The sequence below is a fragment of the Natronorubrum halophilum genome (genome assembly GCF_003670115.1).
Taxonomy (GTDB): Archaea; Halobacteriota; Halobacteria; order Halobacteriales; family Natrialbaceae; genus Natronorubrum; species Natronorubrum halophilum.
Window position 1 is genome coordinate 241696 of record NZ_QQTY01000005.1, and the last position, 22148, is coordinate 263843.

Annotated in this window: 33 protein-coding genes, 1 tRNA gene and 1 pseudogene; 27 read left to right on the plus strand and 8 right to left on the minus strand. The window is 62.7% G+C overall.

Annotated elements, in window-relative coordinates:
* Positions 1-18 precede the first annotated feature (18 nt).
* The 3 genes and pseudogenes from DWB23_RS24060 to DWB23_RS20050 form a co-directional block, all read right to left on the minus strand.
* Positions 19-219 (minus strand): annotated as a pseudogene (locus DWB23_RS24060) (PLDc N-terminal domain-containing protein).
* A gap of 272 nt (positions 220-491) precedes the next feature.
* Entirely contained in the window at positions 492-1424 is a 933-nt protein-coding gene (gene mch, locus DWB23_RS20045; protein ID WP_121744557.1) for a methenyltetrahydromethanopterin cyclohydrolase, read from the minus strand.
* A 100-nt stretch (positions 1425-1524) separates the two neighbouring features.
* Positions 1525-1734, minus strand: a complete 210-nt coding sequence (locus DWB23_RS20050; RefSeq protein ID WP_121744558.1) for a heavy-metal-associated domain-containing protein — start codon at positions 1732-1734, stop codon at positions 1525-1527.
* A gap of 61 nt (positions 1735-1795) precedes the next feature.
* Between DWB23_RS20050 and DWB23_RS20055 the strand changes: the two genes are divergently transcribed.
* Complete coding sequence (locus DWB23_RS20055) at positions 1796-1963, plus strand: hypothetical protein (protein ID WP_162989883.1); 168 nt, start codon at positions 1796-1798, stop codon at positions 1961-1963.
* On the opposite strand, the gene DWB23_RS20060 is transcribed toward DWB23_RS20055, so the two are convergent.
* The 4 genes from DWB23_RS20060 to DWB23_RS20075 form a co-directional block, all read right to left on the minus strand.
* Positions 1960-2274, minus strand: coding sequence for an MTH1187 family thiamine-binding protein (locus DWB23_RS20060; RefSeq protein ID WP_121744560.1), 315 nt, complete (start codon positions 2272-2274; stop codon positions 1960-1962). The two genes, DWB23_RS20055 and DWB23_RS20060, sit on opposite strands and share 4 nt — an antisense overlap.
* Positions 2275-2433: 159 nt before the next feature.
* On the minus strand, positions 2434-2787 hold the full coding sequence (locus DWB23_RS20065; protein WP_121744561.1) for a HalOD1 output domain-containing protein: 354 nt from the start codon (positions 2785-2787) through the stop codon (positions 2434-2436).
* 197 nt (positions 2788-2984) lie between these two features.
* Positions 2985-4211 (minus strand): ATP-binding protein, encoded by a 1227-nt coding sequence (locus DWB23_RS20070; RefSeq protein ID WP_121744562.1) that lies wholly within the window; start codon positions 4209-4211, stop codon positions 2985-2987.
* 288 nt (positions 4212-4499) lie between these two features.
* A tRNA-Gly gene (locus DWB23_RS20075) sits at positions 4500-4570 on the minus strand.
* Between the two features lie 304 nt (positions 4571-4874).
* Between DWB23_RS20075 and DWB23_RS20080 the strand changes: the two genes are divergently transcribed.
* From DWB23_RS20080 to secY, 25 genes are all read left to right on the plus strand, one after another.
* Positions 4875-5810, plus strand: a complete 936-nt coding sequence (locus tag DWB23_RS20080; RefSeq protein WP_121744563.1) for a putative RNA uridine N3 methyltransferase — start codon at positions 4875-4877, stop codon at positions 5808-5810.
* A 4-nt stretch (positions 5811-5814) separates the two neighbouring features.
* A complete protein-coding gene (locus DWB23_RS20085; protein WP_121744564.1) occupies positions 5815-6834 on the plus strand; it encodes a 50S ribosomal protein L3 in 1020 nt (339 codons plus the stop codon).
* Between the two features lie 3 nt (positions 6835-6837).
* The gene (rpl4p, locus tag DWB23_RS20090) at positions 6838-7590 is read left to right on the plus strand and encodes a 50S ribosomal protein L4 (RefSeq protein ID WP_121744565.1); all 753 of its coding nucleotides are present in this window, start codon (positions 6838-6840) and stop codon (positions 7588-7590) included.
* Complete coding sequence (locus DWB23_RS20095) at positions 7587-7841, plus strand: 50S ribosomal protein L23 (protein WP_121744566.1); 255 nt, start codon at positions 7587-7589, stop codon at positions 7839-7841. The genes rpl4p and DWB23_RS20095 overlap by 4 nt, the downstream gene beginning before the upstream one ends.
* The gene (locus DWB23_RS20100) at positions 7838-8566 is read left to right on the plus strand and encodes a 50S ribosomal protein L2 (protein ID WP_238709351.1); all 729 of its coding nucleotides are present in this window, start codon (positions 7838-7840) and stop codon (positions 8564-8566) included. Before DWB23_RS20095 ends, DWB23_RS20100 begins: the two co-directional genes overlap by 4 nt.
* Positions 8563-8985, plus strand: a complete 423-nt coding sequence (locus DWB23_RS20105; RefSeq protein ID WP_121744568.1) for a 30S ribosomal protein S19 — start codon at positions 8563-8565, stop codon at positions 8983-8985. Before DWB23_RS20100 ends, DWB23_RS20105 begins: the two co-directional genes overlap by 4 nt.
* Before the next feature lie 7 nt (positions 8986-8992).
* Entirely contained in the window at positions 8993-9475 is a 483-nt protein-coding gene (locus DWB23_RS20110) for a 50S ribosomal protein L22 (protein WP_121744569.1), read from the plus strand.
* A complete protein-coding gene (locus DWB23_RS20115; RefSeq protein ID WP_121744570.1) occupies positions 9475-10449 on the plus strand; it encodes a 30S ribosomal protein S3 in 975 nt (324 codons plus the stop codon). Before DWB23_RS20110 ends, DWB23_RS20115 begins: the two co-directional genes overlap by 1 nt.
* The gene (gene rpmC, locus DWB23_RS20120) at positions 10449-10655 is read left to right on the plus strand and encodes a 50S ribosomal protein L29 (protein ID WP_121744571.1); all 207 of its coding nucleotides are present in this window, start codon (positions 10449-10451) and stop codon (positions 10653-10655) included. Before DWB23_RS20115 ends, rpmC begins: the two co-directional genes overlap by 1 nt.
* 88 nt (positions 10656-10743) lie before the next feature.
* Positions 10744-11208: a ribonuclease P protein component 1 gene (locus tag DWB23_RS20125; RefSeq protein WP_121744572.1), complete on the plus strand. Its 465-nt coding sequence runs from the start codon at positions 10744-10746 to the stop codon at positions 11206-11208.
* Complete coding sequence (locus DWB23_RS20130; protein WP_121744573.1) at positions 11199-11627, plus strand: 30S ribosomal protein S17; 429 nt, start codon at positions 11199-11201, stop codon at positions 11625-11627. The genes DWB23_RS20125 and DWB23_RS20130 overlap by 10 nt, the downstream gene beginning before the upstream one ends.
* Positions 11627-12025, plus strand: coding sequence for a 50S ribosomal protein L14 (locus DWB23_RS20135; RefSeq protein ID WP_121744574.1), 399 nt, complete (start codon positions 11627-11629; stop codon positions 12023-12025). Before DWB23_RS20130 ends, DWB23_RS20135 begins: the two co-directional genes overlap by 1 nt.
* Before the next feature lie 3 nt (positions 12026-12028).
* Positions 12029-12385 (plus strand): 50S ribosomal protein L24, encoded by a 357-nt coding sequence (gene rplX / locus DWB23_RS20140; RefSeq protein ID WP_121744575.1) that lies wholly within the window; start codon positions 12029-12031, stop codon positions 12383-12385.
* Complete coding sequence (locus DWB23_RS20145) at positions 12382-13095, plus strand: 30S ribosomal protein S4e (protein ID WP_121744576.1); 714 nt, start codon at positions 12382-12384, stop codon at positions 13093-13095. Before rplX ends, DWB23_RS20145 begins: the two co-directional genes overlap by 4 nt.
* On the plus strand, positions 13092-13628 hold the full coding sequence (locus tag DWB23_RS20150) for a 50S ribosomal protein L5 (protein ID WP_121744577.1): 537 nt from the start codon (positions 13092-13094) through the stop codon (positions 13626-13628). The genes DWB23_RS20145 and DWB23_RS20150 overlap by 4 nt, the downstream gene beginning before the upstream one ends.
* Entirely contained in the window at positions 13621-13809 is a 189-nt protein-coding gene (locus DWB23_RS20155; protein ID WP_121744578.1) for a 30S ribosomal protein S14, read from the plus strand. Before DWB23_RS20150 ends, DWB23_RS20155 begins: the two co-directional genes overlap by 8 nt.
* A gap of 1 nt (position 13810) precedes the next feature.
* On the plus strand, positions 13811-14203 hold the full coding sequence (locus tag DWB23_RS20160) for a 30S ribosomal protein S8 (protein WP_121744579.1): 393 nt from the start codon (positions 13811-13813) through the stop codon (positions 14201-14203).
* Positions 14204-14205: 2 nt separating this feature from the next.
* A complete protein-coding gene (locus tag DWB23_RS20165; RefSeq protein ID WP_121744580.1) occupies positions 14206-14739 on the plus strand; it encodes a 50S ribosomal protein L6 in 534 nt (177 codons plus the stop codon).
* A 3-nt stretch (positions 14740-14742) separates the two neighbouring features.
* Entirely contained in the window at positions 14743-15477 is a 735-nt protein-coding gene (locus tag DWB23_RS20170) for a 50S ribosomal protein L32e (protein ID WP_121744581.1), read from the plus strand.
* Positions 15470-15919 (plus strand): 50S ribosomal protein L19e, encoded by a 450-nt coding sequence (locus DWB23_RS20175; protein ID WP_121744582.1) that lies wholly within the window; start codon positions 15470-15472, stop codon positions 15917-15919. Before DWB23_RS20170 ends, DWB23_RS20175 begins: the two co-directional genes overlap by 8 nt.
* Positions 15919-16467 (plus strand): 50S ribosomal protein L18, encoded by a 549-nt coding sequence (locus tag DWB23_RS20180; RefSeq protein WP_121744583.1) that lies wholly within the window; start codon positions 15919-15921, stop codon positions 16465-16467. Before DWB23_RS20175 ends, DWB23_RS20180 begins: the two co-directional genes overlap by 1 nt.
* Complete coding sequence (locus tag DWB23_RS20185; RefSeq protein ID WP_121744584.1) at positions 16464-17117, plus strand: 30S ribosomal protein S5; 654 nt, start codon at positions 16464-16466, stop codon at positions 17115-17117. The genes DWB23_RS20180 and DWB23_RS20185 overlap by 4 nt, the downstream gene beginning before the upstream one ends.
* Complete coding sequence (gene rpmD / locus DWB23_RS20190) at positions 17114-17581, plus strand: 50S ribosomal protein L30 (RefSeq protein ID WP_121744585.1); 468 nt, start codon at positions 17114-17116, stop codon at positions 17579-17581. The genes DWB23_RS20185 and rpmD overlap by 4 nt, the downstream gene beginning before the upstream one ends.
* Positions 17582-17583: 2 nt before the next feature.
* Positions 17584-18087 (plus strand): uL15m family ribosomal protein, encoded by a 504-nt coding sequence (locus DWB23_RS20195; RefSeq protein ID WP_121744586.1) that lies wholly within the window; start codon positions 17584-17586, stop codon positions 18085-18087.
* Positions 18088-18090: 3 nt separating this feature from the next.
* Positions 18091-19557 carry a preprotein translocase subunit SecY gene (secY, locus tag DWB23_RS20200; RefSeq protein WP_121744587.1) on the plus strand — a complete coding sequence of 489 codons (1467 nt, stop codon included), beginning with the start codon at positions 18091-18093 and terminating at the stop codon, positions 19555-19557.
* A gap of 736 nt (positions 19558-20293) precedes the next feature.
* On the opposite strand, the gene DWB23_RS20205 is transcribed toward secY, so the two are convergent.
* The gene (locus DWB23_RS20205) at positions 20294-20560 is read right to left on the minus strand and encodes a cytochrome C oxidase subunit IV family protein (protein WP_121744588.1); all 267 of its coding nucleotides are present in this window, start codon (positions 20558-20560) and stop codon (positions 20294-20296) included.
* A 157-nt stretch (positions 20561-20717) separates the two neighbouring features.
* On the opposite strand from DWB23_RS20205, the gene DWB23_RS20210 reads away from it, so the two are divergent.
* Positions 20718-22121: a hypothetical protein gene (locus DWB23_RS20210; protein ID WP_121744589.1), complete on the plus strand. Its 1404-nt coding sequence runs from the start codon at positions 20718-20720 to the stop codon at positions 22119-22121.
* The last annotated feature ends 27 nt before the right edge of the window (positions 22122-22148 follow it).

Sequence of the window (22148 nt, forward strand, 5' to 3'; positions counted from 1 at the left end):
TCGATCCGCGGGCGGGCGCTAATAGTTGGTCGTCGAGCGGCCTCGTCTCGAGTTTCGTCCGAGCAGGAAGTACAGTACGAGTCCGAGCAGCGGCGCGAGGAAGACAACGATCGCCCACAGAAACGCCGGATGGTCGCTGTTCCGCTGTGCATCCGTGTAGACTCAGACGACCATCACGAGGAAGACGACTGTGAACAACAGGACGAACAGGAAGGCGATGCCGGCGCTTCCCTGTTATAATACCGTGTCGGAGAGCATGAGATAGTGGAGACACTCTGACATAATATGTTTTCTCGTTCACTAATTCGATCACGAAGGAGGACCTCATCGCCGCTGTGAACGCCGTACGTCCCGCGAACCCGCGGATTCACTCGAGCGGCCGGGTCGACGCAGTTGGGCGGTACCCTCCCTCGTCGACCCCCTCGACCGCATCCAGCAGCGCGGCCCGCTCGAGACCGGCGGATGGTTCGGGACCGGTTTGAACCGAACAGTTACAGGTCGAACGACTCGACTAACAACTCCTCGTCCGTCTCGCCGTGGACGTATGTCGGGCCGCCCAGAACGTCGATCGTTACCTTCGCGGGCGCAAAGAGATCCGCGGGGACCTCGGTGAAATCCCACTCGAGGTCGTCGAAGATCTCGCCGAACGGGCGACCGTGGCCCTCGGCGGCCGTCGACGGCACCGAGTCGAAGACGGCGGCGTCCTCGCGAACCGTGAGGTGTGCCGTGCCGCCGTAGGCGATGGCGTCGTTCGTGCGAGCGATCGCCGTCCGTTCGTCCGCCGCCACCGGCGCGACCGGTGCCCGGCCCGTCGCCGAGACGATATCGAGCGGATCGTACCCCAGTTCTGAGAGGCGGAAGGTCGCCAGTTCGGCCACGCGAGCGGCGTTCGTGATGCTCCCGACCAGACTCGCGGTCGGATAGGCCAACAGGAAGACGCTGCTGGTCTCGACCTCCGCGAGATCGGCGACCTGTTCGGCCGCGGCCGCGGTCGGGTCCTGGTCGGTCTCGAGCGCCAGCGCCGTCAGATCGAAGGCGTCCGTGTAGCCGACGCGGCGGAACTCCGTTTCCTCGGCGACCAGCGCCCGCGCGGGGCCGCTGCCCAGCCCCTCGAAGTCGTCGGTCGTCAGCTCCCAGCCCGCCTTCTGCGAACAGAGCAGCGAGAGCGCCGGCTGGTCGGTCGAGAGTTCGACGAACGGGATCGGCGCGCCGCCGATCTCGCCGAGTTGGTGACTCGGCGTCGCCATCCCCGCCGTCTGAATCTCCGTCAGTAACAGTCCCGCCTCGATTCCGCCGTCGAACTCGAGACCGAAGTCGAGGACCGTCGACTCGTTCTCGAGGTCGTAGCCGCCGATATTCAGCTCCTCGGCGTAATCGAGGGCCTCGTCGACCAGCTCGATCGCCATCCGATTGAGACTTTCCATACCGAAGGATTCACTCTCCGGCATAAAACAGTTTGTCAGTTCGCGCCTCGCCGGACCGCATTCGCGTCCGGGGCGCAGCCGCCAACGAGGTGATCGGAGTCTACGGTAGTACTTCGTAGCCCGCGTCGTTGATCGCCCCGCCGATCGTTGCCTCGTCGACGACCGCTTCGTCGTGTGCGACGCGCACCTCACCGGTCTCGTGGTCGGCCGTCGCCGACGAGACTCCGTCGAGCGCCTCGAGCACTTCGGTCACGGTCGCTTCACAGCCGTCACAGGCCATGCCTGTGACCTCGAGTGTCGTCCGTTCCATGCTCGGACGTCGGAACTCGAACGAATTGAATCTTCGGTTCCGGTCGTTTTACGGTCGAGTAATGGGCGGTTCGGTGCGCGAGCGGGACGTTCTCGGCTGTCCGAACGCAACCGAGAGCACCGACGGCGAACTGGTAACCGTCCGAGAACACCTCGAGTGCACGGAGACCGATGACACTGTCCGGATCGGGGCGATCCGGATGATTACGAGACGCGCGATATCCGCCTAGTCCTCCGTATTCGTCGCCGGTCGACCGAGGTGTTCCTCGACGGCGTCGACTTTTTCCGCCGCCGAGCTGTCGCGGTCGCGTTTGTCGTCGATCTTCAACACGGTGCTCACTCGATCGGCGTCGACCGCCTCGTGGGCCGCCTGCGCGGCCGCGAAGAGTTCGCCGATATCGTCGGTTTCGATCACCGTCCCCATCGGATTCGTCTCGTACTCGACGTCGTACGCCTCGAGCGCGTCGACGGCCGCCGCGATCTCGCCCGACATGCTGTCCTCGATCACCGGTGCAACGCTGAGTAGTCCGATTACCGTCATACGCGGTACTGTCGGCGGGGAGGGTCCTAAATCCGGACCATGCGGACCGACGGCCACGGAGCCGTCTTCGAGCGACCCCCGGCTCTCGGCAGTCACGACTCTCGATCGAGTATCAAAGACGGCGATGGATGCTAGCGACAAAAACCGACCGCAGGGCCCTCAGTTCGTTCGCGACGGATCAGTCGTGTCCGTCGGCGGGTAGACGATGACGTCGCCGTTCGCGTAGACGTACACTTCGTGCTCGAGGGCGGTGAAGGCGACGTGGCCGCCCGAGCGCTCGGTCCCGTCCGCCTTCTGCCGGAAGAGTCGATCGAGCGCGTCCGGATCGACGCTGTCGTACAGGGAGAACTCTCCCTGTGAGACGTCTGTATCCGCGATCGACGAGAGGGCGTGCACGATCGTCGTCGTAATCGTCGCACTGCCGTCCGTCTCGTGATGGAAGACGTAGCGGTCGTTTGTCTGGTCGTACTCGAGGTCGTCCGCATCGTCGGTGGGAGGAAGTTCCGTTTGCATTGCTCTATCAGCCGCCCAATTGTCCATTGACTCGTAGAAACTCGGAGTATAAAAGACAATCGCAGGCGAGATCGGTTACTGATTGTGACTTAAAATTCGAAGAGGAGTTCAAGAGTCCGTACTTATATCTGTCGCTGGGGTTCCGGAGTCGTAATCGATTCACACCGGTCAACCGGGAGCGGGTACGAAATATCGCGTTACTCGCGTTCACCGATCGGATCGACGGCGCTACGGTTCGGGATCGTGAACGAAAACGTAGATCCCTCGCCGGATTCGGACTCGACCCAGATCTCGCCGCCGTGGCGCTCGACGGTGCGTTGACAGAACGCGAGTCCGATCCCCGAGCCGGCGTGTTCGTTGGACGTGTGTAGTCGCTCGAAGAGTTCGAAGATCTGGCGTTGATCGGCGGGCGGGATACCGATCCCCTCGTCACGAACCGAAATCACCCACTCCAATTCCCGTTCCGCCGACGCCGTCTCGCGTCGTTCGCTCACGACCTGGACCCGCGGCGGCTCGTCGCCGCTGTACTCGAGCGCGTTCGTGAGCAGGTTCTGGAACAGTTGTCGTAATTGCGTCTTGTCACCGTGTACGCGCGGAAGCGATTCCGCCTCGATCGTGGCGTCGCTCTCGTCGATCCGCACCTGCAGGTCCGTGAGCGCGTCCGCGAGGACATCGTCGAGGTCGACCGAAGCGAACGGATCCCCCTGCGTTTCGATCCGCGAGTACTCCAAGAGATCGTCGACCATCGTCTGCAGCCGCTCGGCACCGTCGAGCGCGTACGCGATGAACTCTTGACCGTCGTCGTCGAGGTCCTCCGCGTATCGGTCCTCGAGGAGGCCCAAATACTGCGAGATCATGCGAAGGGGTTCCCGGAGGTCGTGCGAGGCGGTCGACGCGAACTGATCCAACCGCTCGTTCGAGGCCTCGAGCTGCGTCACCGCGTCCTCGAGTTCCATCCGGATCCGAGACAACTCGTCGTTTCGCTGCTCGAGTCGGTCCTGTGCGCGCTGTAGTGCGTGGTTGTGTTGTCTGATCTCGCGTTCGCGGGTGATCGCACGCGCCTCGTGAATTCCGATCCCGAGACCCGCGACGGAACCGATGGAGAGCGCGACTGCTCGCGTCCCGAACGAGAAGGTGGTCGCCACATCGGGATGGATCGCGCGCAGAAACAGAAATATGAACATCACGCTGACGCCGCCGAAACACCAGCCGACGATTCGCCGATAGAGTGTGGAGTCGATATCGCTGTCCGTCAGCCAACTTCCGACGAACACGACCAGCAGTCCGCAGATGCTTATCACGACGAAATCGAGCATTGCCCCCAGAAGCGAGCCGCCACCGGCCACCTTCAGCGCGGACTGCCCCGTCGCAATCACGAGCAACAGGAGGCCGAACACGGAAACGAATCGCGACCAGCGGGACATGCTTTGCCAATGTACGCAGCCACCGAATATGAGCAACACGGTTAGCGCCGCTCTGACCGCTCGAACGGAAGGATATTCGGCTCGGAGCGACTTTCGGACGATCCGGTACGATCGCGACGCGGTGCTCGCCAAAATCGTTCGTCGGAGAAATGCGCTGGCTGGGATTTGAACCCGATGCAAATCCTCGCTTCGCTCGGATTTCCGTGGTTCAAATCCAGTGGAACTTCACGGCTCACAGATGACGAGCACACGCTACGCGGTGCTCGTCGGAATTGTTCGCCGTAGAAGTGCGCTGGCTGGGATTTGAACCCAGGTTGTGACCATGGCAAGGTCACGTGATACCACTACACTACCAGCGCCCTGTTGCATTCATACCTACTCTCGGAATGGTGTATAAGGGTTGCGAATCGACACGGCATCGGCATGCTTGCACATGGGGGTCCCCGACCGCCTGCTATCGGTTCTCGAGTCGACTCGGTTACAACTCGCTACCGTACTCTCGAGATTTGAAACGGATCTATCATGACACGTGAGTGTGTGCCTGTTCACCACGAATTCGCGAGTGTGAGGCGTTCACAGCCGGGATCGAATCCGCTACCCTTTTAAGACATTACCCGCAACACATCGCTACAGTCTAGTGACGCGGCGCCGAAGCGTTTCGGCATGACCGTCAGCGTACTCGTCCCATCGTCGCTCACCCGTGAAGCCGAGGACAAACGCGAGGCCACTCGCAAACTCGGATACGTCGCCCGCGCGGCGACGGTCTTCCGGGCTGATCGCCTGCTCATCTTCGCCGACGAAGAAGGTGAACACGGCCACTTCGACGGTGGGTTCGTCGAAACCGTCTTGCGGTACGCCGCAACGCCGCCATACCTCCGCAACGAGGCATGGGGGATGCGGGACGAACTGGAGTACGCGGGCATCCTGCCGCCGCTCCGCGCCATGTCACAGACCGGCTCCGAATCTGACGATTCGGGGTCGTCAAGACAAGGAATCGTGACCGAGGTCGGACCTGAAGGGCGCGTCCGGGTCAATTGCGGCTTGCAACACCCGATCTCCCTCAACGTTCCTCCGAAAATGGAGGTCGAGGAGGGGGAGCGCGTGACCGTCAGGATCTCTTCGCGACGACCGGTCCGGGCGAAACTCGTCGACGAGCCCCTCCCGGGGCTGTCGGTCGAGCGGACGGACCTCTCCGCAGCACTCGGCCGTGAGGATGCCGGCGTCTGTATCGCAGCCTCCCGATTCGGTGAAGAACTCACCGTCGGGCGGCTCAAGACGCTGGCCGGACGCACCGAACGAGACGGGATGACCGTCGTGTTCGGCGCGCCCGAGAGAGGGCTGCCGGATATCCTCGGAATCGAGGAATCGGCTGTCGAAGCGTCGTCGGGACAAGACGGCGCGATCGACCCGTCGTCCGGCGAGGACGATGCGATCGAGTCGTCATCCGCCGCGGGTGACACAGCCGATGACGGAGTCGAACCCACTGCCGATCCGGGGTTCGACCTCTGGCTAAACACGGTTCCGGATCAGGGAAGCAAAGTCGTTCGAACGGAGGAGGCTCTGTTCGCGACGCTTGCTCCCCTCTCACTGAGAGAGTGATAGAATGCCACAAGCAAATTCACCACGCAAAGGCTCACTCGGGTTCGGCCCACGACAGCGTGCGACCAGCGAGGTCCCACGCTTCAACTCGTGGCCGGACGACGACGGACAGCCGACGCTCCAGGGCTTCGCGGGCTACAAGGCCGGCATGACCCACGTCGTTATGGTCGACGATAAAGCGAACTCGCCGACCGAGGGGATGGAACAGACCGTCCCCGTAACGATCGTGGAGACGCCGCCGATGCGCGCCGTCGCTCTGCGAGCATACGAAGACACGCCGTACGGTATGAAGCCGATAACTGAGGTCTGGACCGACGAGTTCGTTCCCGAACTCGATCGCGTTCTGGACCTTCCCGGTGACGATTACGACACCGACGCTGCGACGGACGAACTCCGTGGCTACCTCGAGGAGGGGCGCGTCGATGACGTCCGCGTCATCACCCACACGGTACCGGGGGACATTCCCTCGATGCCGAAGAAGAAACCGGACGTGATGGAAACTCGCGTCGGCGGCGGCTCCATCGAGGACCGCGTCGACTTCGCCCTCGAGACGGTCGAGGAGGGCGGCGAACACGTCATGAACGACATGTTCCGCGCCGGCGAGTACGTCGACGCAAGCGGCGTCACGAAAGGGAAAGGGACGCAGGGTCCCGTCAAACGCTGGGGCGTCCAGAAACGCAAGGGCAAACACGCCCGGCAGGGCTGGCGTCGCCGCATCGGTAACCTCGGCCCGTGGAACCCGAGCCGCGTTCGCTCGACGGTTCCACAGCAGGGCCAGACCGGCTACCACCAGCGAACTGAACTGAACAAACGCCTCGTCGATATCGGCGACGGCGCAGACGCGACGGTCGACGGTGGCTTCGTCAACTACGGCGAAGTCGACGGACCGCACGCGCTGATCAAGGGCTCGCTCCCCGGGCCGAACAAGCGCCTTCTGCGCTTCCGCCCGGCGATCCGACCCGGAGACCAACCGCGCCTCGATCCCGAGGTGCGCTACGTCTCCACCGCATCCAACCAGGGATAACACATGGAAGCAACAGTACGCGACCTGGACGGCGACGACGCGGGCTCGGTTACGCTCCCGGCGGTCTTCGAGACCACCTACCGACCGGACCTGATCGGTCGTGCCGTTCGCGTCGCTCAGGCAAACCGGAAACAGGACTACGGCGCCGACGAGTTCGCGGGCATGCGCACGCCTGCGGAATCGTTCGGTAGCGGCCGCGGTATGGCCCACGTGCCACGACAGGACGGACGCGCACGACGCGTCCCGCAGGCTGTCAAGGGACGCAAGGCCCACCCGCCGAAAGCCGAGAAGGACCAGTCCGAATCGATCAACACGAAAGCAAAGAAACTGGCCGTCCGCAGTGCGATCGCAGCGACGACCGACGCCGAACTGGTCGCCGAGCGCGGTCACCAGTTCGACGAGGATACCGAGATTCCAGTCGTCGTCTCCGACGAGTTCGAGGACCTCCAGAAGACGGCGGAGGTCGTCGACTTCCTCGAGGCCGCCGGCCTCGCGGACGACATCGAACGCGCCGACGAGGGTCGGAGCGTCCGCTCTGGTCAGGGGAAAGCCCGCGGCCGGAAGTACAAGACGCCCACCTCGATCCTCTTCGTCACCTCGAGCGAGAACGGCCCGTCACGAGCGGCCCGTAATCTCGCCGGGGCGGACGTCACGACGGCCACCGAGGTCAATGCGGAGGATCTCGCCCCCGGTGCACAGCCGGGGCGACTGACCGTCTGGACCGAAAGCGCGCTCGAGGAGGTGGCTGACCGATGAGTTCGGTCATCGAACACCCCCTCGTGACGGAGAAGGCGATGAACGACATGGACTTCGAGAACAAGCTCCAGTTCATCGTCAACCCGGACGCCGCCAAACCCGAGATTCGCGACGAAGTCGAAGCGCGCTTCGACATCTCGGTCGACAACATCAACACGCAAGTAACGATGAAGGGCAAAAAGAAAGCAATCGTCAAGCTGTCCGAGGACAACGACGCCCAGGAAGTCGCCTCACGAATCGGGGTGTTCTGAGAATGGGACGTCGCATTCAAGGACAACGACGCGGTCGCGGCACGTCGACGTTCCGCGCCCCGTCCCATCGCTACAAGGCGAAACTCGACCACAAGAAAGAGGAGGACGACGACGTCGTCCGCGGCACGATCGTGGATATCGAACACGACCCGGCCCGTTCGGCACCGATCGCCGCCATCGAGTTCGAAGATGGCGATCAGCGACTCGTGCTGGCTCCCGAAGGCGTCGCCGTCGGCGAGGAGATTCAGGTCGGCGTCTCGGCGGAGATCAAGCCGGGTAACACGATGCCGCTCGCGGAGATCCCCGAAGGGGTTCCGGTCTGTAACGTCGAAGCGAACCCGGGCGACGGCGGTAAGTTCGCCCGTTCCTCCGGCGTCAACGCGGACCTGATCACCCACGACCGCAACGCGGCGGTCCTTCAGCTGCCAAGTGGCGAGGTCAAGCGCCTCGACCCACAGTGTCGAGCCACCATCGGCGTCGTCGCCGGTGGCGGTCGAACGGAGAAGCCGTTCGTCAAGGCAGGGAACAAGTACCACAAGATGAAAGCACGGGGCACGAAGTGGCCTCGAGTCCGCGGTGTTGCGATGAACGCCGTCGACCACCCGTTCGGTGGCGGCGGCCGACAACACCCCGGCAAACCGAAGTCCGTCTCGCGGGATGCCCCGCCGGGACGGAAGGTCGGTGACATCTCCTCGCGCCGGACCGGCCGAGGTGGAAACAAATGAGCCAGGAGTACAGAACCGGCCGTGAAGGTGAGTTTACCTACCGCGGCCACACGGTCGAGGAACTGCAGGATCTGGAGCTTGAGGATGTTGCAGAACTGCTACCCGCTCGGAAGCGGCGAAGTATCAAACGCGGTCTCTCCGTCGAGAAGCAAAAGCTACTCGAGGAGGCCCGCGAGAAGGACGAGGAAGAGACGGCGAACGCGCCGATCCGAACGCACCTGCGGGATATGCCGATCCTGCCGGAGTTCGTTGGACTGACCTTCGAGGTCTACAACGGACAGTCGTTCGAGCGCGTCCGCGTCGAACCCGAGATGATCGGACACTATCTCGGCGAGTTCCGGCTGACCCGAACGTCCGTCGAACACGGGCAGGCAGGGATCGGTGCGACTCGTTCCTCCAAGTTCGTCCCACTGAAGTGATCATCGTATGGGAATCAACTACTCAGTCGACGCCGATCCGGACGCCACTGCAAAAGCGATGCTCCGGGAGCGTCACATGAGCAACAAGCACAGCAAGGAAGTCGCACGCGAACTCAAGGGCCGAACCGTCGAAAACGCCCAGGACTACCTGCAAGACGTGATCGACAAGAAGCAGTCGGTCCCGTTCAAGTCACACAACGCCGGCGCGGGCCACCGCTCCGACATCGACGGCTGGGACGCCGGGAAGTACCCGGAGAAGGTCTCGAACGCGTTCCTCGAACTGCTCGAGAACGTCGAGGCGAACGCCGACCACCAGGGCTTCGACGGACAATCGATGGAGATCGTCCACGTCGCCGCCCACAAGGTCGGCGAATCGGTCGGTCGCAAGCCCCGCGCGATGGGGCGTGCCTCGGCCTGGAACACGCCACAGGTCGACGTCGAGATCGTAGTCGAGGAACCCGACACCGAGGACGACGAGGAAGATAACTAATGGCTGACGAACACCAGTTCATCGAAAACGGCCTCCAGCGGTCACAGATCGACGAGTTCTTCCAGGAAGAGCTCGGCCGCGCGGGCTACGGTGGCATGGACGTCGCCAAGACGCCGATGGGAACCCAGATCGTCCTCAAGGCAGAGAAGCCCGGGATGGTCATCGGCAAAGGCGGCGAGAACATCCGGAAGGTCACGACGGCTCTCGAGGAGAAGTTCAACCTCGAGGACCCACAGATCGACGTTCAGGAGGTCGACGAACCCGACCTCAACGCGCGAATCGTCGCGGACCGACTGGCCAACGCGCTCGAGCGTGGCTGGTACTTCCGGAAGGCCGGTCACACGACGATCGACCGGATCATGGACGCGGGCGCGCTCGGTGCCGAGATCGTCCTCTCCGGGAAGGTCACGGGCGCACGATCGCGCGTCGAGAAGTTCAACCGTGGCTACATCAAGCACAACGGCGAACCCGCCGAGGACGTCGTCGACCACGGACAGGGCGTTGCGGTCATGAAGCTCGGAACCATCGGGGTTAACGTCAAGATCATCCCGCCGGGTGCCGAGTTGCCCGACGACTTCGGCGTCCACGAAGATATGGACCCCGAAGAGGTCGTTCCCGACGCCGTCGAAGCCAACGCGGCCGAAGGCGTCGAGGAACTCCTCGAGGGCGAACCCGAGGACGCAGAGGCGACCGAATCCGGCGCAGAGGCTCCGGCCGAGGACGCCGTCGAACCCGAGGCCGACCTCGACGAAGACGTCGTCGAGGAGGTCATCGAAGCGGAAGTCGAGTCCGAGGAGGACGAAGACGTCGACGTTCCCGACGAGTCCCCGATCGAGGAGGACCTCGACGAACTCGAGGAGGACGTCGAGGCCGAAGCCGAAGAACTCGTCGCGGAGATGGACGAGGAAGCTGCGGCCGACGCGGACGAAAAAGCCGAAGCGGACTCCGACGCAGACGAGGGAGGTGACGCCTGATGGCGATCCTCCACGTCGAAGAGATCCGCGACATGACGCCCGCCGAACGGGCGGAAGAGCTCGAGGAACTCGAGACGGAACTGCTGAACCAGAAGTCCGTCCTCGCCGCCGGTGGTGCCCCGGAGAACCCGGGCCGCATCGGCGAACTGAGTCGCACTATCGCCCGGGTCAAGACGATCCAGGGTGAGGAAGGCGATCTCGAATGAGCGCAGTCCGTAAGGAAGGCGACCTCGAGGGCGAGACGTCTCGAAACGAAGGCGGAGAATCCGCCTGAGACGACGAATAAGACTACCAATGGCACTGACACCCGAAACGCTGCCGCGACACGAACTCAACGGGCTTCCCGTACGAGTCGTCGAGAGCGACGACTCCTCGCGAGTTGACCTCGAGGGGCGAGTCGTCATCGAGACGACTAACACCCTTTCGATAGAGGTTCGAGAGAACGGCGAGTCTCGGGTCGTCATGGTGCCAAAGTCGGGCTCGACGTTCGAGTTCGCGATCACAGATGAAGCCGCCGACTTCGCGAAGGAGTCGGGGACCACATCCAAACTGGCCGATACCCAACCCGACTCGTCCGATACCCCGGGCGAGTCGGACCGAGCCGGCGGCGATGCCGCCGACTGTCGTGGCGATGATCCCTCGCGGGACCCCCGCCACGCCGCTGGCGAGAATGTGGCCTACGTTACGGTCGATGGATCGCGGTTGCTCTCACGACCCGCCCGACGCACGGAAACTAGTGGTGATTCACCATGGCAATAGGACTAGACGTTGAAACCCCTCCGGAACCGGAAAACCCGGAGGAATACGACTACGAGACGTGTCCGTTCTACGGCGAGCTTCCCGTTCGAGGACAGATCCTCGAAGGGCAGGTCGTCTCGACGGACATGGACAAGACCGTAGTCGTCGAGCGAGAGTACGATGTCGCGGTTCCGAAATACGACCGCCTCATGAAACGTCGCTCGCGCATCCCGGCACACGTGCCGGGCGTGCTCGAGCCACTCTCGGTCGGTGACACGGTCAAGATCGCAGAGACCCGACCACTGTCGAAGACGAAATCGCACGTGGTCGTCGAAGTAACCGAAGAAGCGACTGCAGAGGACATCGCAGCGCTGACCGGCGAGGCCGAACCGGACCCACAGCTTTCGGCCGAAGATATCGCCAGCGAGGGTGATGAGTGATGGAGGCGATGAAAGCCGACGTCACCCAGGGACTCAAGAAAGGGTCGCTGGTCACGTGTGCCGACAACACCGGCGCACGCGAGCTCAAAGTCATCAGCGTTGCGGGCTACCACGGCACCAAGAACCGCCAGCCGAAGGCGGGACTCGGTGACAAAGTGACCGTCTCGGTCACCAAGGGTACGCCCGAGATGCGCCGTCAGGTCCTCGAGGCCGTCGTCGTCCGCCAGCGTCAGTCGGTTCGCCGACCGGACGGGACGCGACTGAAGTTCGAGGACAACGCGGCGGTCATCATCGACGAGAACGAAGAGCCCCGCGGAACGGAGATCAAGGGCCCGATCGCCCGCGAAGTCGCGGAACGCTTCGGAGCGATCGCGAGTACCGCAACCATGATCGTATAGACCATGAGTAAACAACCAACCAAACAGCGAAACGAAACTGCGCGTGCACCGCTGCACAAGCGACAGAAGCAGCTTCACGCGACGCTGTCCGATGAACTCCGGGAGGAGTACGGCACCCGTCGAACCCGCGTCAACGCGGGCGACACGGTCGAGGTTATGCGCGGCGACCACGCCGGCGAAGAAAGCGAGGTCCTCCGTGCGATCCTCGAGGACGGGACCATCCACGTCGAGGACGTGACGGTCGAGACGGCAGACGGCGAAGAGGTGCCGCGGCCGCTTGCCCCCTCGAACGTCCGTATCACGGACCTCGATCTGGAGGACGAGCGTCGCGAAGCACGCCTCGAAGGTGATAGCGAATGACGAAACACCAGAAACGACTGTCAGTACCGAAGTCCTGGCCGGTCGAGCGCAAGACGGAGACCTTCACGGTCAAAGCCGGCGCTGGACCACACGGGAAGGAGGGCGTTCCGCTCGTCGTCTTGTTGCGGGACGTACTCGGCTACGTGGACTCGAAGAAGGAAGCGCGATACGCTCTTTCCGAGGATGCGATCCTCATCAACGGGGAGCCGATCAACGACGAACAGCGCCCGATCGGCATGTTCGACATCGTCGGCTTCCCCGGCCGAGCGGAGTACTACCGCGTCTTCCCCGACGAAGGCGGTCGGCTCGCGCTGACCGAGATCGACGAGGAGGCCGCCGGAAGCCGCCTCGGAAAGATCGCTGGCAAACAGCAGACCTCCGGTGGGGACACGCAGATGACGCTGCACGACGGTACGAACGTCCTCCTCGAGGATGCAAGCGACTACAACACGAACGACTCGGTCGTCGTCGACAACGAGGACAAGTCGATCGTCGCCCACTTCCCGTTCGAAGAGGGCGCACTCGTAACGGCCGTCCGTGGCAACCACGGCGGCAAGATCGGTGAGATCGACGCGATCGACATCACCCCTGGCAGCGGCCCGAACACCATCGGCGTCTCGATGGACGACGACGACGGGTTCGAAACCATTCAGGAGTACGTTGTCGTCATCGACGAGAACTTCACAGGCGACGAAGGTGATGACGAATGAGCGAAGCTGAGGCCGGCGAGTTCCACGAGATGCGTAAGCCACGCGTCGAGAAAGTCGTCGTCCACATGGGCGTCGGCCGCGGTGGCCGCGAACTCGGGAAGGCCGAGGACATCATCGAGAAGGTCACGAGTCAGGAGAGCGTCCGTACGCAGGCCAAGCGGACCGAACCCGACTTCGGCATTCGTCAGGGCGATCCGATCGGCGCGAAGGTCACCCTTCGCGGCGAGGACGCCGCCGCGTTCCTCGAGACGGCACTGCCGCTCGCGAACCTCTCTGCGAGCCAGTTCGACAACACTGGCAATTTCAGCTTCGGCATCGAGGAACACACGGCGTTCCCGAGCCAGGAGTACGACCCGAACGTCGGGATCTACGGCATGGACGTCACCGTCAACCTGGTGCGTCCGGGCTACCGCGTGGCCAAGCGAGACAAGGCCAACCGGTCGATCCCGTCGAGCCACCGACTCACTCCCGAGGACGCGATTGCGTACCTCGAGGCCAACTTCGACGTGAGCGTGGAGGACAGCGATGAGTGAAAGTGAAACAGACGTAGAAAACGAGCAGACGGGCGAGCACGCAGCAAAGCGGACGGGCCAGGAAGCGGCCTGCCAGCGCTGTGGCCGCAAGCAAGGACTCGTCGGCAAGTACGACATCAATCTCTGTCGACAGTGCTTCCGCGAGATCGCTCGTGACATGGGATTCAGGAAGTATCGATAACATGACCGGAAACGATCCACTCAGCAACGCGCTCTCGGGACTCGACAACGCCGAGAGCGTGGGGCATCTCAGCCACGAGGTAACACCCGCCTCGAACGAGATCGGCAGCGTGCTCGAGGTCTTCTACGACCGCGGGTACATCGACGGCTTCGAGTACGTCGACGACGGTAAAGCCGGTCAGTTTGAGGTCGAATTGAAAGGAGCGATCAACCAGTGTGGTCCCGTCAAGCCCCGCTACGCCGCAGGTGCCGAAGACTTCGAGAAGTGGGAGAAGCGCTATCTCCCCGCTCGAGACTTCGGTGCGCTCGTCGTCACGACGAGCAGCGGCATCATGAGCCACTACGAGGCTCGTGAGCAGGGTATCGGGGGCCAGGTTATCGCATACGTCTACTAACCATGCGAGTCGAACTGGAAATTCCCGAAACCGTATCAGTCGAGGTCGATCATCTCGACGTGCAGGTCGATGGACCGGAAGGCACCGTCTCACGACGACTCTGGTACCCCGACGTGACCGTCGAGGTCGAAGACGACACCGTGGTAATCGAAAGCGAAGCCGAGGACGCGAAAACGAACGCGACCGTCGGAACCTTCGAGAGCCACATCCGGAACGCGTTCCACGGCGTGACCGCGGGCTGGGAGTACAAGATGGAAGTCTTCTACTCTCACTTCCCGATGCAGGTCCGCGTGGAGGGCGACGACGTCGTCATCGAGAACTTCCTCGGCGAAAAGGCACCGCGACGTACGACTATCCACGGTGAAACTGAGGTCTCCGTCGACGACGAACGGCTCGTCCTCTCCGGCCCGAACAAGGAGAACGTCGGGCAGACGGCGGCAGACATCGAGCAGCTGACCCGAGTCAGCGGCAAGGACACCCGCGTCTTCCAGGACGGGGTTTACATCACCGAAAAACCCGCCAAAGGAGGTGCCTGATAGATGGCAGACGACGAAGAACAATCGCAGGACGCCTCGGACGAACCACAGGAACTCGAGGACATCAGCGGAGTCGGCGCGAGCAAGGCAGAAGCCCTGCACGAAGCCGGATTCGAGTCTATCGAGGACGTCAAAGAGGCCGACCAGGACGAACTGGCCGAAGCCGATGGCATCGGGAACGCACTCGCGGCCCGTATCAAAGCCGACGTCGGCGATCTCGAGGTCTCCGAAGAGACCGACGCCGAGATCGAAGACGAAGGCGCTGACGAAGAGCCCGAGGAAGACGTCGAAACCGAACTGCAGCCCCGCGGACTGACCGAGAAGACGCCCGACCTCTCCGACGAGGAAGCGCGACTTCTCAACCGTCGTCGAAGCGAGGGCAAACCGCAGTTCAACCGACAGGACTACCACAAGAAAAAGCGGACGCCCGAATCCTGGCGCCGTCCACGCGGCCAGCTCTCGAAGCAGCGCCGCGGTGTCAAGGGCAAGGGACAGAAGGTCGCAGCCGGCTTCCGCACCCCGAAAGAAGTCCGCGGGAAACACCCCAGCGGCTTCGAAGAGGTCTACGTCGAGAACACGGACGACCTCGAGGGCGTCGATGGCGACAGCGAGGCGGTTCGAATCGCCTCCGCAGTCGGTGCCCGCAAGCGCGAGCGGATCGAGGAACTCGCCGAGTCGGAGGGCGTTCGCGTCCTGAACCCAACCTACGAAGAAGTCGAGGTGGACTCCGATGACTGATCTCTCCGCACAAAAGCGACTCGCAGCCGACGTTCTGGACGTCGGGCAGAACCGCGTCTGGTTCGACCCCGACGCGCAGGGAGACATCGCCGAAGCGATCACGCGCGACGAGATCCGCGATCTCGTCGACGAGGGTCGCATTCAGGCCGAAGACGCCAACGGCAACTCCCGCGGCCGTGCCCGTGAGCGCAACGCGAAACGCGCCTACGGTCACCAGAACGGCCCCGGCAAGCGCCGCGGCAAGAAAGGCGCACGCCAGAACGAGAAAGAAGAATGGCAGAGCAAGATTCGTGCACAGCGACGGAAGATGCGTGAACTCCGCGACAAGGGCGAGCTGACGCCCACACAGTACCGCGAGCTTTACAAGAAGGCTGGCGGTGGCGAGTTCCGCAGCGTCCAATACCTGTTGAACTACATTGACGAAAACTACGGTGAGCAATAATGGCGACAGGACCACGATATAAGGTACCGATGCGGCGTCGCCGTGAGGTCCGAACGGACTACCATCAGAGGTTGCGCCTGCTAAAATCGGGCAAGCCCCGCCTCGTTGCTCGCAAGAGCAACAAGCATACTACGGCGCAGCTGATCACGCCGGGACCTCAGGGAGACGAGACGCTCGCAAACGCACACTCGAACGATCTCGAAGAGTACGGCTGGGAAGCTCCAACGGGGAACATCTCCGCAGCCTACCTGACCGGCCTGCTGGCCGGCAAACGAGCCGTCGATGCCGGTCTCGAGGAAGCGGTCCTCGATATCGGACTCAACACGGCGACACCCGGCAACAAGGTGTTCGCGGTTCAGGAGGGCGCGATCGACGCCGGCCTCGAGATCCCCCACAACGACAGCGTGCTCGCAGACTGGTCGCGTACGCGCGGCGAACACATCGCCGAGTACGCCGAACAGCTGGACGAGCCGCTGTATAGCGGGGAGTTCGACGCAACAGACCTCCCAGAACACTTCGACGAGGTACGAGAGGCGATTCTCGAATGAGCAACTACAACGACAGCGGATGGGAACCCGTCACCCGTCTCGGTCGGAAGGTCCAAGAGGGCGACATCGACGATATGGAGACCGCCCTCAAATCGGGACTCCCGCTGAAGGAGCCCGAGATCGTCGATCAGCTCCTTCCGGGGCTCGACGACGAAGTGCTGGACATCAACATGGTCCAGCGGATGACCGACTCCGGACGCCGCGTGAAGTTCCGATGCGTCGTTGCGGTCGGTAACCGCGACGGCTACGTCGGCTACGCGGAAGGCCGGGACGACCAGGTCGGATCCGCCATCCAGAAGGCGATCGGTATCGCGAAACTGAACATCATCCAGGTTCCCCGCGGCTCCGGTTCGTGGGAGGACCGTTCGGATCGGCCCCACTCGCTGACCCGGAAGACGACCGGCAAAGCCGGCTCCGTCGAGGTCGAAGTCATCCCCGCCCCCGAAGGGCTGGGTCTGGCCGCGAGCGACACCGTCCGTCACGTCCTCGAACTGGCCGGCATCGAAAACGCCTGGACCAAGAGCCACGGCAACACTCGAACGACCGTGAACCTCGCGAAAGCGACGTACAACGCGCTCGAGAACGCCTCGCAGTCGCGTCACCCACAGCGCCGTCCCAACCGAGAGGAAGCCGAGGTGGCTGACCAATGAAAGCGATCGTTCAGGTTCGCGGTGAAGTGAACCGCCAGCAGGACGTCCAGGACACGCTGGAGATGCTCAACATCCACAGCGTCAACCACTGTGCGCTCGTCCCCGAAACCGACACCTACGGCGGGATGATCACGAAGGTCAACGACTACGTTTCCGTCGGTGAGCCGAGCGCAGACGTCCTCGAGACGCTGCTCGCGAAGCGAGCGGAGCCCCTCGAGGGGAGCCAATCCGACGTCGACGAGGAGTGGCTCGCCGAGAACACCGACTACGACGACTTCGGTGCGCTCGCCGAGGCGCTGCTCGACGAAGAGACCACGCTTCGTGACGAGGGACTGTCGCCAACGCTGCGACTCCACCCACCACGAGGTGGCCACGACGGCATCAAGAAGCCGACCGTCGAGGGCGGACAACTCGGAAAACATACAACTGAGGAGATTGATGACCTCCTAGAATCGATGCGATAACAATGACGAGTAAAAAACGACGCCAGCGCGGATCGCGTACCCACAGCGGCGGCACCCACAAGAATCGGCGTGGTGCGGGCCACCGTGGCGGTCGCGGTCGTGCCGGGCGGAGCAAACACGAGTTCCACAACTACGAACCGAAGGGGAAACACGGCTTCAAGCGGCCACACGACATCCGCAAAGATGTCGCAGAGATCGACGTCCAGAAGCTAGACGAGGACGCGATCCTCTACGCCGCCGATGATCTCGCCGAAGAGACCGACGACGGCTACGCACTCGACGCTCGCGATATCGTCGAGGACGGCCACGAGGTCGACATCGTCAAGGTCCTCGGCTCGGGACAGGTCCGCAACCAACTCGAGGTAACGGCGGACGCCTTCTCCGAAGCTGCACAGGAGAAACTCGAGGATGCCGGCGGCGAGGCAGTGCTCTCGGAGCGAGGGCAGGCGGCTGCCGAAGACGCCGCCGAGGACGAAGAAGCCGACGACGAATCTGAACAGGAGTAATACATGGGATGGAAGGAAGCCGCTGAACCGGTCTTGACGCGGATGCCCGAGGTGCGCCGTCCGGAGGGACACGTCCCCTTCAAGCGCAAGCTACTGTGGACTGCCGGCATCCTCGTGCTGTACTTCTTCCTGACGAACATCACGCTGCTCGGCAGTGCCGAAGGAGCAACCGACATCTTCGGCCAATTCCGCTCGATTGTCGCCGGTGAGCAGGGATCGCTCCTGCAAGTCGGCATCGGACCGATCGTCACCGCAAGCATCGTCTTGCAGCTACTTGGCGGCGCAAACCTGCTCGGCCTCGACACGGACGACCCGCGAGACCAGGTGCTCTACCAGGGGCTGCAGAAGCTGCTCGTCGTCATCATGACGGTGCTGACCGCGCTCCCGATGGTGTTCGCCGGCGGCTTCCTGCCAGCTCAGCAGTCACTCACTCTCGGCGGATTCGAGTTCGGCTACACGCAAGTCCAGACGCTGATGTTCGTCCAGGTGTTCGTTGGCGGGATCCTCATCCTGTACATGGACGAGGTCGTCAGCAAGTGGGGGATCGGCAGCGGGATCGGCCTGTTCATCATCGCCAGCGTGAGCCAGCGACTCGTCGCCGGGTTCGTTCAGCCCAGATCTGAAGGGTTCTTCTACGACTGGTACCGAATCCTCACGGGGCGGGTCGAGGTCGGCTCGCTCGTCTCCGGCGACGGGTTGTACACGCTGTTCCTCCAGGAAGGACACGTCATCGCCTTGCTGACGACGCTGTTGATCTTCGCCATCGTCGTCTACGCGGAGTCCGTGCGGATCGAAATTCCGCTCAGCCACGCCCGCGTCAAGGGTGCCCGCGGTCGCTTCCCGGTGAAGCTCATCTACGCGAGCGTCCTGCCGATGATCCTCGTTCGAGCACTGCAGGCCAACATCCAGTTCATCGGGCAGATCCTCAACAGCCAGTGGGCCGGAATGCCCGGCTGGCTCGGGACCTACGGCGGAGAGGGTCAGGCGACCGGCGGATTCTTCTACTACGTGTCCCCGATCTACAGACCCGAAGATTGGATGTGGTGGACGGGAACCGTCACCCAGGATATGTGGCAGGTGCTCATCCGGATATCGATCGACCTGACGTTCATGGTCGTCGGTGGCGCGGTCTTCGCCGTCTTCTGGGTCGAGACCACCGACATGGGTCCAAAATCCACGGCAAGACAGATCCAAAACTCCGGGATGCAGATTCCCGGATTCCGACAGAACGTCGGCGTTATCGAGAAAGTCATGGAGCGGTACATCCCGCAAGTGACCGTCATCGGTGGCGCGCTGGTCGGGCTGCTCGCCGTCTGGGCGAACATGCTCGGGACCATCGGCGGCGTGACCGGAACCGGCTTGCTGCTCGCCGTCTCCATTACGTACAAGCTGTACGAGGAGATCGCCGAGGAGCAGATGATGGAAATGCATCCGATGATGCGCGAAATGTTCGGCGGCGGGAAGGACTGACGCGTCCAGCGTTCGCCGATCGATGGTTCCGTTCTTATTTATTCACGTGACACAGCGATGCGGTCGCTGCAACTCTCGAGGAGGGAACAGATCCTTCCCCTCCGTAGACCGGTGTGAGCATGGGAACCAAACAAGCACGCACTCATCGCTGGTTTGGTTCGGCAACCGCTTCCCGTTTCAGATATTTATCCGAACCTCGCAACGGCGGTGAAAACTGGCTTCGAGTCGGAGGTCCGTTCGTTCGATCGGTGCGCTGGAATAGGAACAGACGACAGTAGTCACTGCACACCAATCGCAGCTGCGGTTCTCGCTCCCCCGTTGTTCCACGGCTCTCAGGGCTCGCCGTCTGCTCACGGCCGCTGTACGCCCGTTCGCATGGTTCGCGGGATCTCCGATCCCACGCTATTCGCGTTCCCGCGGTTCTTACTCACTCCGTTCGCTCCGAACCGCGCTCCCCTCGTGCGATCCGTGTGTGAACCGCTTCAGTTGTTACTAGCGTCTCGCAGTCGGTGCCGGCAGCACCGGTGGCTCGAGTGCGGTCGACGAGCGAAGCCCGTCCCGGTGTTCGACGAGACCAACTCTGCGGACGGCCCCAGTCCGTCCCAGTTACGGCCGACCGAGACACACCGTTCGTCGGCGTGCTCGCTCGAGGAGCAACGATTCAGGCGTCGAACCGAATCACCGGTAGAAGGAACGCGGAGTAGAACGCCCGGATACGCGGAAGAAAGAGCGGGTATTACTGGATGGAGTAGCCCGCTGCGATCGTCAGCAGGAACACCATGAATACGGCAGTCGCCATCATATAGGTGATCGAACGTGGCTCTTCCCGCAGGTGCTGGAAGTAGCCGGCGATCAGGAGCGCCTTCGTCACCGCGAGAACGATCGTCGCGCTTATCGCTACCTGATACGTGAAGATTTCGTCGAAGTGGAAGAATACGAACTTACCCGTGCCGAGGGACATCAGTACCACGTATATGAGGGCGTATGTCCGGACTTCAGCCATTGATCTACAATGGGGATGACGGCCACTTATACCTTCCTCATACGATCGGTGGCAGGGGTTCGATGAGACCGCTCACGTGGCCCGCTCGCCGAACATCATCGGGTTCTCCGTCGGGTAAAACGACACGTAAATGGGGCCATAGACCAAGACTCGAGCAATGAGTAGACGGTCGGCTCTCGCCCGCCGAACCGGTATCGCCACCGCCCTCGTCCTCGTGACGCTCGCCGTCGGTGCCGGCGTGGTCGCGGCGAGTAACGTCGCGGTCGGTCTTTCGGAGCAAAGCGGTGATACGTCGGTTCCGACGTGGCTGTATCTCGCGACGGGTGCCGGCGTTATCGGCGCTTCGGCGCTGTTGACTATGCTCATGACCGACCGCGGGGTCATCGGAAGCTTTCACGACGACGCGGTTGGCTTCTCCGTGGAACGGCTCCGCGAGGCAGGATCGTTACTGCTCGGCACGCTCGGGATCGCTGGGCTCCTGTTCGTTATCGTCGTCGGCCTCGTCGGCCCGCAGATCGGAAACTTCAGCGCAGCCGTGTTGTTGACGTTCGTCGGTGGCCGGGCGCTGTTGACGATCGTCGCATACACCGTCGGCAACCCGTGGCCCGCGCTCAACCCGTGGCGACGGATCGCGAGCGCGCTTCCGAACGGATACGCTACCTACCCACCGTGGCTCGGCTCCTGGCCCGCCGTTGGGTCGTTGCTGGTGCTCATCTGGGCCGAACTGGTCGCACCGCTGAGTAGCTCCCCACGCGCGCTCGTGGCCGCTATTCTCGCGTATTCGGCGTTCACGATGGCTGGTGCGATCGCGTTTACCCCCGAAACGTGGTTTCGGAAGGGCGATCCGATCTCGGTCTGGTTTCGCCTCTACGGTTCGGTTGCGCCCATCCAGCGGACTGACGACGGCCTCGAGGTGTGCTATCCGGGATCGAGGCTCAGCGACGACGACGTCATCACGGACGTCTCCGGGGTAGCGTTCATCCTCGTGCTCGTCTGGGAGTTGACCTACAGCGGATTCATCGTCACGTCGCCGGGAGTCCGAACCGTCGACGCGCTCGTTGGTATCGGAATACCACCCTTGCTCATCTACCTCGGGTTGTTGCTTGCCGGGTTTGCACTCTTCTGGAAGGTGTACTGGTTCGCCGCCGCCCGGACCCGACGTCGCGCCGAGACGTACCTCTCGTACCGGTATCTCGCCATTCGATTCGCGCCGCCGCTGCTCGCGATCGCGGCCGGCTACCACTTCGCCCACTACGCCGGGTTCTCGATCTCGCTGTGGCCGTCGCTTCTCGATACGATGGCCGCACCGCTGAACCCACCCGAGAATCCGACCCAGTACGCGCTGACGTCGTGGTTCGGGTACGTCGAAATCACCGGCATTTTGCTCGGACACATGCTCGCCGTCTGGATCACCCACTCCGTCTCGTTCGAACTCTTCCCGGGAAAGCTACAGGCGCTTCGGAGCCAGTACCCCTTCATTATCATCATGATCCTCTTTACCGTCGTGAGCCTCTACCTCGTCTCGCTTCCCTCGATGGCAGCGGTGTACGTTCCCGACTGACCGTCGCCGTCTCGATCGGTGGAGTGT